The sequence below is a fragment of the Pseudomonas deceptionensis genome, from assembly GCF_900106095.1.
Taxonomy (GTDB): Bacteria; Pseudomonadota; Gammaproteobacteria; order Pseudomonadales; family Pseudomonadaceae; genus Aquipseudomonas; species Aquipseudomonas deceptionensis.
Genome location: NZ_FNUD01000002.1, coordinates 2758506 through 2776713, shown reverse-complemented (window position 1 = coordinate 2776713; position 18208 = coordinate 2758506). Strand labels below are relative to the sequence as shown.

The following is an 18208-nucleotide window of genomic DNA, read 5'->3' as shown; positions in this document are numbered from 1 at the left end:
ATCAGAAGCGCATGGACAGGCCAAGCACCGGACCGCGCTGGGTCACGTCGTACTTGAACTTGTTGCCGGTAAAGTCGGTGGTTCGATAGTTTTGCGACAGCACCCGATAGCCGACGCGAATGATCGTCGGGTGGTCCGCCAGGTACATGCGGTAACCCAGGTAGCCCTGGGCGTTCCAGGTTTTCTTGGAGCCCGTGTCCAGGCCTCCGGTGTCGGATTCACCGGAGAGCGTCCAGCGATCCGTCAGGTCAGCCTGCATGCGCAAGCCCACGAACGGGTCCGTCCACTCGGTTTTTTTCTTGGTGCTGAAACCGGCTGAATTGATGTCCAGCTTCGTCGACAGCTTTGTCCAGCGCACACCGCCCGTGGGCTCGATGCGCCAGGTACGAGGTTCGCCAAAAAGGGTGTCACCCCCCAGCTCATACTCATACACCCGGTAGTACACGCCAACAGCAAGGGTGGTCTGGGTGATCGCCAGCCCCACCTTGCGCCCGAACACCCTGTGCGACTCTTCGGTCTTGGCGTAGACGCCGTCGACATAAAACCCCAGGGTGCGATTGGTCAGCTCCAGGTTGCCCATGAAGACCGAACTCAAATTATCGAGAACCTCTGAAAACGGCACATCGACTTTGGTATTGACGCCACCAAGCGCCGCCTGCCCGCTCATTGACGGAGCCCATACGAACGGGCTCGCCAACAGCAGCCACTGCGCACCTTCGTTGTTGAGTGCTACCCCAGGTTCATCGGCACGTGCCAGCGGCACAATAACCAACAGCGCCAAGGCCGCTGAAACAGATCTGAAAGCCTGATTTCTCATCGTCCTGATCGACCGGTCCCGGAATTCGATCACTAGGTATAGCAAAGTTTTCACAAGGAGCCAGTGCCATGGATCAAGAAATCACGGGTACCGGCACTGCACCCACCGACGGCTTGGCCAACAGGTAATAAAGCACGCCCGGCACCACCAGGCCCACGATCCAGGAAATGTCCACACCCCCCAGTTGCGCAACCATCGGGCCCGAATAGAAGTGGCTATCGACAAAGGGCAACTGGATCAGGACACCGGCGACATACACGCTGATCCCCAGCACGTTCCAGCGGCCGTAGCAGCCCTGTGGGTCAGACAATGCCTTGAGGTCGTAGCGGCCCTTGTTGATGAAGTAGTAATCCACCAGGTTGATGGCACTCCAGGGCGTGAAGAAGGTCAGCAGGAACAGAATGAAGTACTTGAAGGTGTTCAAGAACGAGCCCTGGCCCAGCAGCGCCAACGCAGTCGATGCCGCCACAATCACCAGTACAAACACCGTGCGCTGCGCAGGGGTGACTTCCAGACGGCTGCGCCAGCCACTGATCACCGTGGCGATGCACATAAAGCTGCCATAGGCGTTGAGGGTCGACACCGTGACCTTGCCGAACACAATGCTCAAGTACAGCAATGAGGCCATCAGCCCGGTACTGCCCAGCCCGACGATGGTTGCCACTTCATGCCCGCGAAAGTTCGCGCCCGCCAGTGCGGCGGCAAACACCCCCAGCACCATGGAGGCCTGGGCCCCGACCACAGTGCCGAGGCCGACAGCGGCAAAGGTCTTCCAGGACGACGTTTTGCTCGGCAGATAGCGCGAGTAGTCAGCGACGTAGGGGCCAAAGGCGATCTGCCAGGACGCCGACAGCGACACCGCCAGCAAAAAGGATCCCCAGGCGAAGTGACGATTTTCCAGCAACGATGAGACATCGTGCAGCGTTATCAGCCGGGTGAACAGGTAGGCAAAAGCCAGGATGCCCAGCACGCTGGCCACCTTGCCCACGATATGGATGACCCGATAACCGAAGATGGTCAGAAAGGCGATGCAGGCGGAAAAAATCAGGATGCCGGCACTGTCACTGACATCGATCAGCTGGGCAATGGCCTGCCCCGAGAGCACCGCGCCCGTGGCGCTGAACCCCAGATACATCAGGCACACCAGCACAATGGGGATGGCGGCTCCGTAAACGCCGAACTGCACGCGACTGGAGATCATCTGCGGCAACCCCAGCTTGGGTCCTTGTGCCGCGTGGAGGGCAACCACTGCACCGCCCAACAGCTGGCCGATCAGCAAGCCAATCAATGACCAGAACACGTCGCCGCCCAGCACCACAGCCAGGGCGCCGGTGACGATCGCCGTGATCTGCAGGTTGGCGCCCAACCACAAAGTGAACTGGCTGTAGAGGCTGCCATGGCGCTCAGCCTCGGGAATGAAATTGATCGAACGGGTTTCAATCAGCGAACGGCGCTGATGACTGTCGCCAGTCTTGTTCATGGGGGTAACTCCTTGTTTTTATAGTGTGTGAGCTCAAGCCCACAGCTGGACTAGCATCGTCCACAGGGCAGTTTTGTTCAATACGCTGGTTGCTCTGCCCCGCTAGCCTCGACCCACAATCACAAAGCGGAGCACAGCGACAATGAGCGTGTTGATTTCGATGGCGGCGTTCGCCCTGGCAGCATCCATTTCACCGGGGCCGGTTAACGTCGTGGCCTTGAGCAGCGGCATGCAGTTCGGCCTGGGTCCCAGCCTGCGCCATGTACTGGGCGCAACGGTGGGGTTTGTCGTGCTGCTGCTGTTTACCGGTTTCGGGCTGCATGAAGTGCTCAAGCAATGGCCGATCCTGACCGACCTGATCCGCTGGGCCGGCATGGCATTCCTGCTTTATCTGGCCTGGAAGCTGGCGGCGGATGAGGGTCGGATTCAGCTCGAAGGGAGCATGCAGCAACCGTCATTCATGCACGGCGCGGCCATGCAGTGGCTCAACCCCAAGGCCTGGATGGCGGCGGTCGCGGGGATGGGGGCTTTTGTGTCCGGTGGCGAGTCCACACTGATCTGGTCGTTCGCGCTGATTTACTTCGTGGTCTGCTACCTGTCCGTGGCCTGCTGGGCCTACACCGGTGCGTTCCTGAGCCGTTATTTGCGCAGCACCAGGCGAATCCGCCTGTTCAACCGCTGCATGGCCGTGATGCTGGCCGGCTGCGCGGTGTCTTTGCTGTGGCTTTAAGCCTTGTACTGACCGGGCGTGACGGCCAGGTGTTTTTTGAAGACCCGCTGGAAATGCGCCTGATCGGCAAAGCCGGTCTGCTGCGCGATATCGGCGATTGGCGCCCCTTCGCGCAGTTGGGTCTGCGCATGCTGGATACGCCGGTTGATCAGGTAGGCGTGGGGCGTCATGTGGTAGTGCTGCTCAAAGGCACGGATCAGGTAGGCCTCTGACAGGCTGGCCGCCTCACAGATATCCTGCAGCCGGATCGTGCGCAAATAGTGCGCATCAATGTACTCGGCAGCACGCTCCACCCGCTGGCTGGCCACCTTGCGCAGCACGACCGGGCTGCCCAGTGCCTGCTGCATCATCGCAAAGAACACAATCGCCGCCTCGTGCTTGGCCAGAACGTCGAGGTGCGGATCAACCAACTGCGCGTACAGGCGGGTCAGGCCGCTGAACAGTTCCGGGGACTGGCTGTGGGTGGCCGCGACGGGCTGGAACACCCCGCTTTGCGCCTCATCCAGCCCCAGGCCCGCCAGCCACTGAGCATCGACATACAGCATCACGTATGACCACAGTTGATCGTCGACGGGGTTACAGGCGTGAACATCACCGGGGTTCATCACCACCACCGTTCCGGCGCCGATACCGTGGGAGGTTTTTTCATGCAGGTAGTTACAGCGCCCGGAGGTGATCGCACCGATGGAAAAAATCTCGTGGGAGTGCCGGGCATAGCAAACCTTGCGCCCGTCGGCTATTGAGCGCGCCTCGATAAAAGGCAACTGCGCATCCCGCCAGAACCGGGGTATTGCGCACGCGGGGTCGACGGGCAAAGGGGTTAATGCAGGACTGGCGGGCATGGTATCGATACCGTGAACAACATGGCGCCACGATGGATTTCGCGACCTTTGTCAGCCTAGCACCCTTGAACGAGTCCGGACTGACTCTGTAGCCGCTACAAGAGCTTGATCACATCACTGTAAGGCGTCTGCAGGTCGCGCTCGGGGATTTCCCAGATCACGAGCTGGGGTGGCGTCTGGGTAAACGCAGGGTTGTTGAAGTAAACATTGGCTCCACCGGAGAACTCCCCGCCATCCTTGGAAAAGTCGCCGATCGGCGCCCCAAGGGCCTGTTGCAGGAACCCGACAAAATTGGAGTTGCGTGAAAACGAAGTACCGATCAGCGCGACGTTCGGCAGGTTGGTGTCGCCAAACAGATCATCGAGACTGTCAGCATCGCTGTGTACCGCGTCGGCTTTCTCAAGTATCAGGCTCGCCGCCACCTTTTGCGCAGCCGGCTGCCAGTTCACCGGCAGCCATTCAAGGCCGGCCAGGCGCACCAGATCACCCGCACGGAGCGCAGGGGCTTGCGCCCGGACCTCGAACGCCTTGTGCGGCGTGGCGCTGATGCCCATCGCCCGGACCTGCCGGGCGATCGCCTCGGCCGCCGCTGCGGCGCCCGCTTCGCTCCAGTGGGTGTCGGTGCGCAGGTACGCTTCAGGGCCCAAGGGTTGCAGCACCGGCGCCAGATCCATGGCCTGGACCCCGGCCCCGTTCAAACCTTCGACCCACGTCACCGCCCGGCTTTGCAACTGCGCGGGGCGGCGCAAACCGCACAGCCGGGCACTGGCGATACGGCTCTTGTCCGCGACCACCACCACCAGCAACGAGATTCCCCGCTTGGCCAGCCGTTGCTGGACATCGCGCACCACCGCGGCCTTGGTGTCGGCATTGGCCCGTGCATGGCGGTTGATGCGCATTTCATCGTTCAGAAACAGCCAGCCCTCACACCCCGGACGCACCCGCGCACCGGTGTCGCTCAGCAGCAGCCAGCTCGCGCCGCGCTCCAGATCCGCAGCCGCCTGCGGCACTGCGGCCTTGGACAGCTGCTTGGCGATCTTGTGGGTCACCTCGCCCTGCAACACGCCCTCACGGCTCTGGTCGGGCGCCAGCAGCTCGATCTTGCCGCTGACCAATAGCCAGAGTGCCGAGGCAAAGCTTGCCGCCAGAAACACGACAAACACACCACCACCGAACTGGCTGACACGGGCGGTGAACTCAGTGGGTACAGCCGGTTTGAGCGATGAAGAAGACATGGGCGCGGCCATCAGAACTGGAAGTACAAGAAGGGCACTGCTTCACGGCTCGCGATCAACGCGAACGAGAGCAGAAAACCCGCCACCGGCCACAGGGCCGCGATCGGAGCAAACCAGAACCGGCCGCCAAAACGCTGCTCATACCGGGCCTTGAACAGCGGTGCAATGATGCACGCCACCCCGAGCACAGCCGCCAGGCCATGGGCCGAGCGAAGGGTCACGGCCAGTGCATCGCCCAGGGCAAAAGCGTGCAGGCCGAACTGGCCAGCGTACATGTTCAGGGCCGAGTCGAAGTCCGGCGCCCGGAACAGGGTCCAGGCCATAAACACAAACACCAGCGTCAGGGTATGCCCCAGCACTGGCGGGATGCCGGGCAGGCTCGATCGCGACCACAACCGGTCGACGCACAACGCGATGCCATGGGCGGCACCCCACAGCAGGTAATTCCAACTGTCGCCGCCATGCCACAAACCGGCGATGGCCATGGTCAGGAACAGGTTGCGGTAGGTCTTCCAGGCGCCGCTGCGGTTACCGCCGAGGGCGATGTACAGGTAGTCGCGCAACCAGCTGGACAACGACATATGCCAGCGCCGCCAGAAATCCTGAATGCTGCTGGCCAGGTACGGCTGGTTGAAGTTCTCCGGGAAGTGAAAACCCAGCATCAGGCCCAGGCCGATGGCCATGGCGCTGTAGCCCGCGAAGTCAAAAAACAGTTGCAGCGAATACGCCAGGCAACCGATCCAGGCGTCGACAAAAGACGGATTGTCCAGATGAAAAGCCACGTCAACCAACGGCGACAGGGTGTCTGCCACCAGCACTTTCATGCACAGGCCAATCATGAAACGGCGTGCGCCCAACGAGAAATTCTGCCAGTCGAAATATCGTTTGGTCAGCTCGCGGCGCACCCAGTTATACCGGATGATCGGCCCGGCAATCGAGTGGCCGAACATCGAAATATAGGTGGCGTATTTGATGAAGCTGCGCTCCACCGGCACCGTATGGCGGTGCACATCCACCAGATAGGAAATCGCCTGCAGCACGATAAACGATAGCCCGGCCGGCAGCGCCACCCGCTGCCACTCCAGCGGCATGGCACCGGGGTAGGTCATCAGCTCGATCCAGCTCGCCGCCAGGATGTTGGCGTACTTGTACCAGCACAGCACCGCGGTGTTGAACACGATCAGCGCAATCAGCAGCCGTACCCTGCCCTTCGCGTCCTCGTGGGAGCGGTCGATCAGCAGCCCGCCGACCCAGGCCACAATGGTCAGCGCCACGTGCAACGCGAGGAACATCGGGTTCAGCCAGCCGTAGAACAACCAGCTGCCGAGCAGCAAAATGACGTTACGCCACTGCGGTTTGCCCAGTGCATAAATCAGCAGGAAGGCTGGCAGAAACAGCGTCAGGAACTCGAGTGAGGCGAAGACCATGGCAGCAGCAGAATCCGATCAGTGGGACAGAGTGTCCGTGGCGCTCAACAGACGCGGCCCCGTTGCAGAAGGCACCAGCAGCACGCTGTAGCGCTCGCCCGCTTTGAGCGCACCCAGGTCCAACGGTGCTCCGACGTTGACGTTGGCACACACCAGTTGCACAGACAGATTCACCGGGTTGATCGAGCGTCGTTGCAGGCTGTCCACCGGCACTGCCTTGAACAGATCGGCCGTGCGCCCGGCAGGCCGCAGGCTGGCATCGCCACAGGATTTATCGACGTTAACGAATGCCAGCGAAGCCTTGAGGCCGTTGAAATCGTCCGGTGTTTCACGCACGGCGACTTGCTGGATACCCGCGACCTGGGGCACAACCACAATGGTGGCGAATTCACCGGGCTCGACCTTCAGGTCCAGTGCCAACTGGTGCGCGCCACTGACCAGAGAACCCTTTACCGGCTTGGTCGAGTCCACCGGGAACAACAACGACGCCGGCTGTGCGGTCTCCAGGCGCAACGGCGGCTGCCCTGCCTGACCGATCACGTCCAGAGGCGCCGGGGTGGCGTTGATGAAGCGGATGAAAGCGGCGTCCTCATCGGGACCCGAGGGGTACAACGCCACCTGCGCGCTCGCCAGCGCACTGAATGACAATGCGGGAGCCCACACGAGCGCTGCGAACACTTTTTTCATTTCTTGGCATCCTTGATGGCCGGGGTTTGCAGCAGCGACTTGCTGATGTCATCGCTCCAGGTCTTGTAGCCCGTGGCGGTCATGTGCTGGCCATCGATCGTTGCCCACTGGCCCGGTTTGGAAAACTTCAATGAGTCGATGTAGCTGCACGGTGCGACGTTTGCAGCCAGAAACCTGGAGGTCATTTCGACACGGGCAAAGGTCTTGCCGTACTTGCCGCCTTCAGTGCCCCAGTTCGGGCCCACCCAGACACAACGGGTGCCATTGGCGGCAATTACCTTCGTCAACCCGGTGGTTTGCTGCCACAGCCAGGCTTTGGGGAACGCAGGTTTGGTGTAACTGGCCATGGTGTCGCCCATGACAATCAGCACGAGATCCGGTTTGTCGGTGGCCAGCAACTGGCTGATCGGTACCGTTGCGGCCTTGCCGCCCAATACCACTGCCTTTTCCGTACCTCGGCGCTCGGCACCGCCACAAGTGCCCGGTGTGGCTTTGAGCCAGTCACCGGCGTTGGCGCCGCAAATGCCCAGGGTGTGTACTTTCGCCCCCTGAGCAACCAGGTCGTTGTGCAGAGTGGCAATCAAATAATCAGGTGTCGCCAGATGGCTGTCGCCGATCATCAAAATGGTCATGCCCGCGAGAATCGATGCTGCCACGGTGAAAGCTCCTGCTGCTTAATTTGAAGAATAGGGAGAAAGGTAAGGACTGACCGGCATCGGCATGCGCCCGGTGAAATCTTCAAACATGTACCGCAGGTATAAACCGCCGGTCCATTGTTTGTAGTCCTGGGCGTTGTCCATCCCGAAGCTGCCGCCCAGGAAGTAGTTGTTGCCCAGGCGGTACTCCGCCGCCGCGCCGAGGTTGTAGCCAATGCCGGTTTTGTTCTGGCCCGAATAGCGGGTCGCCAGGCTGGTACCGGAAGCGGCATACGCTTGCGAGACCTGTTCCAGCGAGGCTTGCATGTCGCTGTCGTTCGGGAAGTACGGTGTCGAGTCCTGCTCGATATGCTGCAGGCCCACAGAGCCTCTGAGCGTGTAGCTCAGGCGGTCGGTGCGCTGTGACCAACTGACGGGGACGCCGATGGAAAAGAAGTTCTGCGGGCTGAAGTAGCCCCCGTTGCCGTAAGTGAAATTACCCTGGTTATTGTCATAGCTGATGGCTGTGACCCCCAGGCCGGTGGTCAGCTGACGGGTATCGTCGTTAAGCAGATACCAGTAAATCCCGCTGCCGCCTTCAACGCGGGTGTTGTCTTCGACGTTGTGACCCAGCAGTTTGTAAAGGCCTGCGTAGCCATACACACCATAGTCACCGTTGTCGTAGCCCAGTTGCAGGCGTCCGCCATTGGCGGTGACGCCACCCCATTTGAGGCCACTGCGGGCATCCTCGGCCCCGGCAAAGGACACCAGACTGTCGTTCACCGCACGCCGCGACAGGCTGACGCCGTAACGGAAATGACTGTCTTCGCTGAATGGCCGATCAATGCTGACGCCGCCCACAGCTGAGCTGTAAAGGAAACCCATGGGGCTCACCCCCAGATCAGCCTTGAGGCCCAGCGACGGCATCTCATACGCCACAGCCAAACCGACGCCAGTGTCTTTCTGGCGCCCGGCAGAGCCGTTGATGTCGCCAAGTGCGGTGTTCAATTGATCCGCATCAGGGCTGCTCGCAAGCAAGTCGTTCACGGCCGCCATTTGTACATCGTTCGGCCCGCCAAACCGCGTCTTGGCCGAATCCTTCACGGCTCCGGCATTCAACGACACCGGGGTCACGCGCAGGGCTATTCGGTCATCGCCCACCGGCATGCTGATTTCCAGCGGTGTTTCGACATCAGTGATTTTGCTCAGACCCGACTCGCTGTCGTTGGTACGAATGGTCACCCCTTGAGTGATGCGCGGGCTGCGTTCCTGCTTGATCTGGTCAAGGGCGTTTTGCATCGACTGGCGCGCTTGCGCTTGTGGATCAAGCGGCCTGGTGGCTGCCAGGCGACTGTCATCATCAAAACCGCCGCCTGGCGGCTCTGCGTCATACCCGCCTGCCCTGCCGTTCATTGTCAGGCTGTTGCTCGCAAGCCTGCGGGCAGACGGCTCGACTTCGCTGGTCGCTGCATCAATCTGTACCTGGGCCGGTTCCGGGATCTGCGAAAGATTGGCTTCGGACAACCGCGACTGGCTGCGTTGACCGGACTTGCCCACGAAGGGGTTGGCGTCGACTGTCCCGGCAAAAGGATTGGCATCTGCCTTGACCGGCGCCTGCAACGCCAGCGCGCGGGCGTAGAGCTCCCCTGCCTTGGCGTTCTTGCCCTGAGCACGAAAAATTGACGCCGCGCTGGCCAGCACCATGGCATCGTTCGGGGCCAGTTCGAGGGCTTTTTCGGTGGCCTTTTCAGCCCCACGAGGATCGCCGGATTTGCTCAAGGCCTGAGCCATTCCAATCTGCAACTGCGGATCGTTCGGGGCTTTGGCCAGCAGCGGCTGATACAGTTCAATGGCTTTGGCGCTGTTGCCGTTGGCCAGATACATGCGCGCCAGGGCGCCTGCCGCCACCGGGTCGTTCGGCCGCTGGGCCAGTGCCGGAGCGAGCGTGTCATAAGCCGCCACCAGATCGCCCTTCTCACGCAACAGGTCGGCCTGGCGCACGGTGTACAGATACAACACTTCGTCGTAGCTACGCTGGTCAGCCGGGGTCAGCGGCTGGCGCTGCAGCTCATGCAAAAGCTGGTTGACCTGTTCATCGTCACCGGTTTTGAGCAGCACGCCGGCATAGGCCAAACGCAAGGCCGGCGACGGGTTGCTGCTTTGCGCGATGGCGTTGCGCAGCATGGCTAACCCGTGCTCCGAGTCCCCCACGTCGACGTAAGCCAACGCCAGCATTCCCATGGATTGCGGTTTGCCATTGGCCAGCAGTTCGGCACGACGCAGTAACGTCAGCGCCTGGGTCGGGTTGCCCTGTTTGGCCAAGGTGGTGGCCTGGCTCACCAGCGATTGCAATTGAACTTCACTGGCCAGTTGCTGCATGGCCGTGGTGCGCTGGCTGAAAGGAATTCGCTCCAGGGTACCTTGCGCATGCGACCATTCACCCAACTGGCTCGACAGCAAGGCGCTGGCAAACAGGGCCTCAGAGCGTTGCGGGCTTGCATTGAGCAGTTCGTCCATGGTCTGGCGGGCAAGATCCGGTTTTTTTGCCTGCAGGTAATACAACGCCAGATCGTAACGTGTCCAAACGCCTTGCGGATCGTTGCGCACCGCTTCTTTCTGCGCCGCAATCGCGCCCTTGAGATCGCCGCTGCGCTCGGCATTTTTTGCCTGCCCCGCTGCCACCGCTGCGTGCAATGGACGCATATCGCCAAGGCGTTGCTGCCGGGCCGGGGTCAAAGCCTCGACCATTGTCAATGCCTGGCTGGCCTGACCGTTTTGCGCCATCACGGTGATCAGCCCCAGCATCGCGTCAGGGTTGTCATTGTCCAGGGTCAGGGCCTGACGATAGCTGGCCTGGGCATTGTCCAGCTGATTCTGTTCGGCCTGCACGCCACCGAGGGCGATGTAGCCATCCGCCTGACGCGGCTTGCTGGCAATGGCTTGCTGCAACAGACCTCGGGATTTTTGCAGGTCATTCGTTGCCCTGGCCTTTTCGGCCTGGTCGAGGAGGCTCCAGTAGCGGTTGCCGTCCAGCGCAGCTTGCCAGCGTGGATTGCCGCCACGGCCGATGGCACGGTTGAGCAGTTCGCTGGCGTCGCTGAAGCGCCCCTGACGCTGGCGAATCACGCCAAGGCCACCGAGCGCATCGCTATCGCTGGCCTGCTCTTTGAGCCGTGCCTGGAACGCTTGCTCGGCAACGTCCAGCTGATTGTCTTGCAGTGCCTTGAACCCCCTCGCCACGTGGGGATTCTGCTGTGCACCCACACCCGCAGTGCCGCGGCTGTTCATTTGGGTGAGAATGGCGGAGTCGTCCGGGTTGGCCTTCAGATAGGCCTCAAACAACGGCTTGTCGACGGGGCGGGGCGAGCCCACCCACACCAGACCCTCGCGCCAGCTTTCAGTGGCCTGACCACCGAGCTCCGGCAAGGTCGACAACTGCTCAAGCCGCCGCAGGCCTTCAGAGCGCGTGGTTTCGTTACGCACCAGGAGCTTGGCCAGCGCCAACCGGACCCTTGCGTTGTTCGGTGTCTGCTGCTGCAAGCGCTCCAGCCCCTGACGCGCCTCGCTCCACCCACCGGGCGTGTAACCCAGAGCGTTGTAGTACTCCAGCGCCAGATCACCCTGCGGCGCCTTGCCCGCGAAGATTTTTCGAAAGATCGGTACTGCCTTCTCAAGCTCACCGTTGGTGACCAACAAGCGTGCCGTATCCAGTTGCTCGGCGTTGTTGTCAGCCTGCAAGCCCATGGATTGCTCCAGCAGCAAGGTCAAGCGCTCACCCGGATGCGAGCGCCTGAGCTGCTCCAGATAATTGCTGGCACCGTCGATTCGCTTGCCCTTGAGCTCAAGCATGCCCAGACCATAGAGCGCATCTGCCTGCTTCGGATCGATCAGCAACAGCTTTTTCCAGACCTCGGTTGCCCGTGCCTGATCATTCTGAGCCTGCCAGTATTGACCCTGTTGAAGCAGCGCCTTGCCGGCATCGTCAAGTGCGGCAAAGCTGACGGTGTGAATCAGGCTTGCAAGTATCCCGAAAGCTACGGCGTGACAGCGAGCTGACATTTTTTCTCCCACATCGGTTGCTACTTCCCCTGAGCGGGGAAGTGCTTGTCCATAAAGCCCGGCTAAACCAGCTCACATAAGTAATACGGTGGCCAAGAGCACTTCAGGCCTAAGGCTCTGTGTGATCGACTGCACGCTCCGGCTCCCCTTGCAGACGCCTGTTGGCCCGCGCACGCAACACCAGGTAAGCCAGACAGCCCAGCAAGGCCACGCCCAGCCCGGTCAGTACCAGCGCCAATACCACGTGGCGTGATATCAGCCATTGCAGGTACTTGATGACGCCCAGGCTGCCGACGTAGTACTGCTCGTCCGCCACCAGCGGCTCGATGCTTTTGCCACGCACCACCACCAGGCTGCCCTGGATCGACCCGGTGTAATCCTCACCACCGATCAAGGCGTTGGTTGCGTCAGCCAGGCCTTGGGGCTGTCCGCTGGCGATTACCACGACACTGCGACCGCTTTTTAACGGCGACTCAAAACCGGTCAGGTAAGTGCTGTGCGCCCCCCCCGAGAACGCCATGGCCAGTTTGGTCTTGCGCAGGTTGGCTTCAGGGTCCGGGCTGAACCAGTCACGCACACGCATCGGCAAGTCGGACAGATGAAAAGCCTGTTGCCCATCAGCATCAGTGGCGGGCAGACGATCAGCCCATTGCGTCAGCAGCGGCTGGTTCGCACCGGATGCCAGCAGCAGCAAGTCCTTGTCCGCAGCACTGGCAACCTGCGCGGCCTGGATCACCTGTACGCCGGTGGCCGGGTAACCGGTGGAATGACCAAATCGGCCGAGCACGGTCAGGTAGGCATCCAGATCCGCCGCACCGGCGTTATCCGGCAGTACCACGGCGGTTTGCGACAGGTCAGCCATGCGCGTGAACGGGAAACCGGCGTCCTTGAATACGCCAAGGTTGGGCATGGCGATAAAGTGATCGTAGCCGCTCAGGTCAAGGGTCGACTCGGGGTCGATGGCACCGCGCATGTTGTCAATGATGATGTCGTTGCATTCACCCTGCTTGATGTAGTCGAACATGTAACGCAGTTGCAGCCGTGACTGCAGGGCGGCCGAGTTCAGCGGCAGGTAGACGGTGGTCTCGCGACCCAGGCTGTCATCGGACTTCAGTGCGCTGAGCAGGCCGCCGTCGAGCTTGTCCTGGGACAGCAGGTTCTGCGACTGAATCAGTGCATCGTTAAAACTGATAATGAGCGACGAGTTGCTGGATCTCTCTTGCGGCGTGTAGCGGTACTTGAGGTTCAACGGAGCGCCTGCATCGCGCCAGGTAAACAGGTCCGGGGCCAGGTTCAGCGGCACGGTGATGTCACCCGGGTTATAGCCGGAAACCAACAGCTCCTTGGCTGGCATCAACTCCCCCAGTTTTACCGGGCGATCACTGGGCAACCAGTTCGGCGCATCGTAAGGTTTGCGCGGCTGCACACTGTCCAGTCGATCAATCACAACGCTGCTGCCCGACAAGGCCTGGCTGCCCAGTACCAAAGCCGTAGCGGCACGCTTGAGTTCAGCGCCATCACGACCGGTGATCACCAGCAACTTGCCATTGGCATCGTTGGGGTTGGTCATCACGGTCAGGGTCGGACCCTTGGCGGGCGGCAGGCTCAGGCTGCCCATTTGCAGCGTATCCGGGCCGCTGACCAGCACCACGGCGTTGCCGCTGGCCGGTATCTGGTTGTATCCCGACGAGAACCGCGCACCGCGATAGCTGGCTTGGGCACCGAACCACGACGACAGGGCCCCGGCAGCTTCAAGCGTGGCATTGTCGGGCGCTGTGGCGAACACGAACGGCAAGTCCAGGGCGCTGGCATCGCGACGATCAAAGAACGGCAGCGGGATAATCGACAGATCATCGGGCAAGACCAGTGGCGAGACGTCAATCCCCAGTTCGGTGGCATTACTGATTTTGGCCCACAGGCTGGAGTGCTGAGGGTCCTCGCAGCTCATGGTGTAGTGCCCGATAAATTGCAGGCTCAGACGGTTGAACTCGGTAATCAAGTGAGCCGGAATCTGCACAACCTGCTGTTGCAGTTGCCCGGCCTTGTCCTTGGGCAACGGCAGGCTCGCGGCCACTTCATCGTTAACCAGCACGTTGATTTGCGACAGCTCCGCCAGCAGCGCCGGTGAATAGGTGTACTGCAGGTTCAGCCTGGCCCCCGTGACGATCGAGTCAGCCCGCACATCGAAGCTGACGCTGTCGGTCGACTCCACACCGCGCAGGCTCATTGGATAATTACGCCCCAATTGCTTGAGGGTCACGGTGTAGCTTTTGGCACCGGGCGCAGAGGCTGGCGGCGTGGTTTCGGCATAAGCAGCACCGGCGATTAAAGCCAGCCAGGCGCACGTCAAGCGTGCCAGCGCGCGCGGCAAATCGCGCAGATTAGCGAAGGCTAAAGACGTTGAGTTCATCACTTGTCCAGGACGTTTTCGAGCATGGTTGGGGTGACGCGGCGACGGCGGATTTTGCTCCGCACTTCCATGGCCGTGGCTTTGAAGAGTTCGTGGATACCGCGAAGGCCGATACGGCTGACCTCGCGCAAGGCCACCAGCGGGGTATCGACCTGCCCGCTGCCCCAGGTCGATGCCCAGGTGTCGGCGCGGGAAAAGGTAAGACGTACCAGATCGCTTTGCTGGCGCAGAGTCAGGGCATCAAACTGCGCACCCAGCAGCTCGCCCCGGCTAAACACGATGACTGCAGGGAACACACTCAGGTGCTTGTTGCGAAACAGCGAGATGTGGACCCGCTCGCCCTGGGGTACGTTAAAACCTTCCGGCAAACGCAAGCCCACGCCTTTCTGCGAGAAGTCCTGGGTAACGCCTTCAATTACGCTGCCATCCGCACGGGTCAGGTGCGCAGGCAAATGGGCGGTGACCCGCGGTTCAGCTCGCACCTGTCGGGTTTCACTGGCAACCGCCACTGCGGCACTGGTGATGATGACGTTGTAAAGCGTCCACACCAGGTTGATCAGCAGCGTGGTGGTGGCGCCCTCCTCCCCCATTGCCAGACGCGCGAGCCCGTACATCAGGCCCGCCATGTTGAGGGTCAGCAGCACGATGTACGGGCGGGCGAGTTTCCAGTCGAAGAACTTCTCGTCGATGATCCCGCCCTTGTTGGTCACGTTAAAACCACCGAGCTTGGGATTGACCAGTGCCACCAGCACCGGCCCCATGATGTACCAGGCCAGTACCGTCTCGTAGACCTCGTTCCAGAACGAATGACGGAACCGTCCCTGGATGGTGGAGTTGGTCAGGCTGGCATGGAAGATATGAGGCAATGCATAGGCCGTGATCATCAACCCCGCAGCGTGGAAGATTTGCGCGTCGAAAAACAGGAAGGCCAGCGGTGCCGTCAGAAACACCAGACGCGGCAAACCATAGAAGAAGTGCAGCATCGCGTTGAGGTAGCACAGGCGCTGCCCCAGGTTCAGCCCTTTGCCGAACAGCGGGTTGTCAGTACGAAAGATCTGGGCCATGCCTCGGGCCCAACGAATCCGCTGACTGATGTGGCTCGACAGACTTTCTGTCGCCAGCCCCGCTGCCTGCGGGATCGCCAGATAAGCAGTGTTATAGCCGGCACGGTTGAGTTTGAGTGCGGTGTGAGCATCCTCGGTCACGGTTTCCACTGCGACCCCGCCGATTTCAAGCAGCGGCTTGCGCCGGATCACGGCACAGGAGCCACAGAAAAACGTGGCGTTCCACAGGTCGTTGCCGTCCTGCACCAGGCCATAAAACAGCTCGCCTTCGTTTGGCACCGAGCGGAAGGTGTCGAGGTTTTTCTCGAACGGGTCCGGTGAAAAAAAGAAGTGCGGCGTTTGCAGCATCGCCAGCTTCGGGTCTTTCAGGAACCAGCCGATGCTCACTTGCAGGAAGGAACGGGTCGGCACATGGTCGGCATCGAAAAACGCCACGAACTCACCACTGGTAACCTTCAACGCTTCGTTGAGGTTGCCGGCCTTGGCATGGCGGTTGTTGTCGCGGGAGATGTAGTTGACGTTGATCTGTTCGCAGAACTCACGGAAGTCTTCGCGACGGCCGTCGTCCAGCACGTGGACGCGCAGCTTGTCTTGCGGCCAGTCCATGGCTTGGGCGGCAAAGATGGTCAGTTTCACGATATCGAGGGATTCGTTGTATGACGGGATAAACACGTCAACCACGGGCCACTCGCCAGGCGGGCTTTTGAGCAGGACCGGTTGGCGGCGCAACGGCCAGGCCGTCTGCAGATAGCCGAACACCAGCACCACCAATGCATAGATTTCGGCCAGTACCAGGCCATAACCGAACGCTATGTCGATCCATTCGTCAAAGTCCAGAGTCTCGGTCAGACGCCAGTACATGTAGCGCAGCGAAGCCGTCAGCGACAGACCGATCAAGATCAGGACGGTCAAACGCCCGGGGATCCTGCGCAGTACCAGCGCCGCACCGAAGCAGCCAGTGGCGAAAATGCACTGCGCATAAAAATCAAACGGAGCCGTGATAATCAGCAGGCCCAACAGACCACAAAATACAGTTGTGCCGATGATCAGCGCCCGACGTGCCGCAGCAGGCCACTGACCGATACGGTCGGCCAGAGACTGGGCCCAACGCTGAAGACGACTGTGTGTAACTGGCGGCTCGGTACATGTTTTGATCACGGGGCGCTGATCTTTGCAGAAGAGGCGCTCATGAGCCTGGCTTTGAGTTGCTCGCTGAGCAGCAGCACATCCTGGCAAGCAACTGATGAACCGGGCGACGCCAGCGGGTCATGCCCGTAAGCCAGGGCCTCGCCGAGTGTGTTGTCCAGCGCAATGACCCCCAGCAACTGTCCGCCCAAACGGCGCTTTAGCACTTCAAGCATGTCCCGGGAGAACTCGCGGTCGGCGTCAAATTGATTGACCACATAACTGCAGACCGAGGACGCCGGGCGCGCATCGGTAGCACCGAGCAAGCGATCCATCTGGTCCAGGGCGATAAAACTGGCGGCATCGGCGGTGGTGACCACGATCACTTGATCGGCCACGTCCAGCGCCTGCTCCAGATACGCCGAACGACCCGTCGGCGTGTCAAGAATCACCACGTCGTTTTCACCCAGGCCCATGCGGTCCAGTTGCCAGGCCAACCAATGGCGGTCCACGCCCATGGCGCTTTGCAGAGCGTCATGTTCCTCATCACTGAGCACGCCATGGGGCAACAACTGCGCACCGGCGAAGCCTTGTTGCAGCCTGTCGTTCCAGAGGGTCTCGGTCTCGCTGGCACTGCCCAGCCCTGTCACGCCGTGCTCGATGCCCAGGTGATATTGCAGCGCATTTTGCGGATCAAGGTCGATGGCCAGGGTTGTGCCGCCGTCCATTCGCAAGCTGCTGGCCAAACCGGCGCCGAGGGTCGTCTTGCCAACGCCACCCTTGGGCGAAACCAGCGCCACGATATGCGCCTTGCACTTTGGCGCCCGAGGCTGTGCTTGAGCGTGCAAAGCCTGCGTCTGGGCCTGACGGGCAAGGACCACCTCGGCGAGCAGATTACGCAGCGGTGTCGCAACGTCCGTCGCGGTCATGAGGGGGGCTTGAATTGGGGGCCGGTGCGGTTCAACAGCGGGAACAACTGGCGAAGCTGCCGGGGCAACCGCTGAGACGACAGAGAGCGCCGCCGCCCTGACCGGCACGCCTGCAACCTGAGGTTCAAGCAGAACGGGAGCAGCCCGTTGCGCCACGATCTCGGTCAACAGCGCCGGCTCAACCACAACACTCGTCTTCTCCAGCGAGAGAGCCGTTCCCTGGTAATCGAACTGACTTTCGAACTCGTGATAGCTGGCCGAACTTGCTCCGAACCTGCTGAATAAATTCGATATATCGTCTGTACGATTCATGTGAAGGCTCCTTGGGCGCTGACTGCTAATGACATGTGTCCTTGCACGGCACGGCAAAATAAGCCATCACAATGATATCGTCAATATTTTGAACATGATTAGAGTGTCATATTAATTAGAATGACAAAATGCCGCATGCTGGCCAATATTTTGACGCTAATATTGCAACTTTATTTGGCGCCATCCCCTTGGCATTTACCCAGCCATCATCTTTTGCAACTGTAAGTTATTGAAATACTTTAATTTTTTAAAAGCAGCGAAAAAAACCGCCCCGGAATTACCTGGGCAGCCCCTTGCATGGAAGTTACGTTGCTAAATCGCTGAAGCCATGTGAACAGTTGGCAACTATCTGACGGAGCCCATGGAACGGGCGTAAATCCAGAGTGGATTAATCGTTCCAGCTGATCTTGCTCTTTCGCTTTGATGGCCGAGTTTAGTAAGAACAAATTTGCCCTG

Annotated in this window: 12 protein-coding genes; 1 reads left to right on the top strand and 11 read right to left on the bottom strand. The window is 60.5% G+C overall.

What is annotated here, in order from left to right; genetic code table 11:
- Position 1: 1 nt before the first annotated feature.
- Positions 2-817, bottom strand: coding sequence for a hypothetical protein (locus BLW11_RS12745; protein WP_420912189.1), 816 nt, complete (start codon positions 815-817; stop codon positions 2-4).
- Positions 818-890: 73 nt separating this feature from the next.
- On the bottom strand, positions 891-2297 hold the full coding sequence (locus BLW11_RS12740) for a purine-cytosine permease family protein (RefSeq protein WP_048358400.1): 1407 nt from the start codon (positions 2295-2297) through the stop codon (positions 891-893).
- 142 nt (positions 2298-2439) lie between these two features.
- On the opposite strand from BLW11_RS12740, the gene BLW11_RS12735 reads away from it, so the two are divergent.
- Positions 2440-3027 carry a LysE family translocator gene (locus BLW11_RS12735; RefSeq protein ID WP_048358401.1) on the top strand — a complete coding sequence of 196 codons (588 nt, stop codon included), beginning with the start codon at positions 2440-2442 and terminating at the stop codon, positions 3025-3027.
- Here BLW11_RS12735 and BLW11_RS12730 read toward each other — a convergent pair.
- The 9 genes from BLW11_RS12730 to bcsQ all read right to left on the bottom strand — a co-directional run bounded on the left by BLW11_RS12730 (position 3024) and on the right by bcsQ (position 17752).
- On the bottom strand, positions 3024-3869 hold the full coding sequence (locus BLW11_RS12730) for a helix-turn-helix transcriptional regulator (protein WP_048358402.1): 846 nt from the start codon (positions 3867-3869) through the stop codon (positions 3024-3026). The two genes, BLW11_RS12735 and BLW11_RS12730, sit on opposite strands and share 4 nt — an antisense overlap.
- A 95-nt stretch (positions 3870-3964) precedes the next feature.
- Entirely contained in the window at positions 3965-5104 is a 1140-nt protein-coding gene (locus tag BLW11_RS12725) for an alginate O-acetyltransferase AlgX-related protein (RefSeq protein WP_048359490.1), read from the bottom strand.
- An 11-nt stretch (positions 5105-5115) separates the two neighbouring features.
- The gene (locus BLW11_RS12720; protein ID WP_048358403.1) at positions 5116-6531 is read right to left on the bottom strand and encodes an MBOAT family O-acyltransferase; all 1416 of its coding nucleotides are present in this window, start codon (positions 6529-6531) and stop codon (positions 5116-5118) included.
- An 18-nt stretch (positions 6532-6549) separates the two neighbouring features.
- Positions 6550-7218: an alginate O-acetyltransferase AlgF gene (locus BLW11_RS12715; protein WP_048358404.1), complete on the bottom strand. Its 669-nt coding sequence runs from the start codon at positions 7216-7218 to the stop codon at positions 6550-6552.
- A complete protein-coding gene (locus tag BLW11_RS12710; protein ID WP_048359491.1) occupies positions 7215-7838 on the bottom strand; it encodes an SGNH/GDSL hydrolase family protein in 624 nt (207 codons plus the stop codon). Before BLW11_RS12710 ends, BLW11_RS12715 begins: the two co-directional genes overlap by 4 nt.
- A gap of 54 nt (positions 7839-7892) precedes the next feature.
- Positions 7893-11912 (bottom strand): cellulose biosynthesis protein BcsC, encoded by a 4020-nt coding sequence (locus BLW11_RS12705; RefSeq protein ID WP_048358405.1) that lies wholly within the window; start codon positions 11910-11912, stop codon positions 7893-7895.
- A 109-nt stretch (positions 11913-12021) separates the two neighbouring features.
- A complete protein-coding gene (bcsB, locus tag BLW11_RS12700; RefSeq protein ID WP_048358406.1) occupies positions 12022-14322 on the bottom strand; it encodes a cellulose biosynthesis cyclic di-GMP-binding regulatory protein BcsB in 2301 nt (766 codons plus the stop codon).
- Positions 14322-16544, bottom strand: coding sequence for a UDP-forming cellulose synthase catalytic subunit (gene bcsA, locus BLW11_RS12695; protein ID WP_048358407.1), 2223 nt, complete (start codon positions 16542-16544; stop codon positions 14322-14324). Before bcsA ends, bcsB begins: the two co-directional genes overlap by 1 nt.
- Positions 16541-17752, bottom strand: coding sequence for a cellulose biosynthesis protein BcsQ (gene bcsQ, locus BLW11_RS12690; protein ID WP_048358408.1), 1212 nt, complete (start codon positions 17750-17752; stop codon positions 16541-16543). Before bcsQ ends, bcsA begins: the two co-directional genes overlap by 4 nt.
- Positions 17753-18208 lie beyond the last annotated feature (456 nt).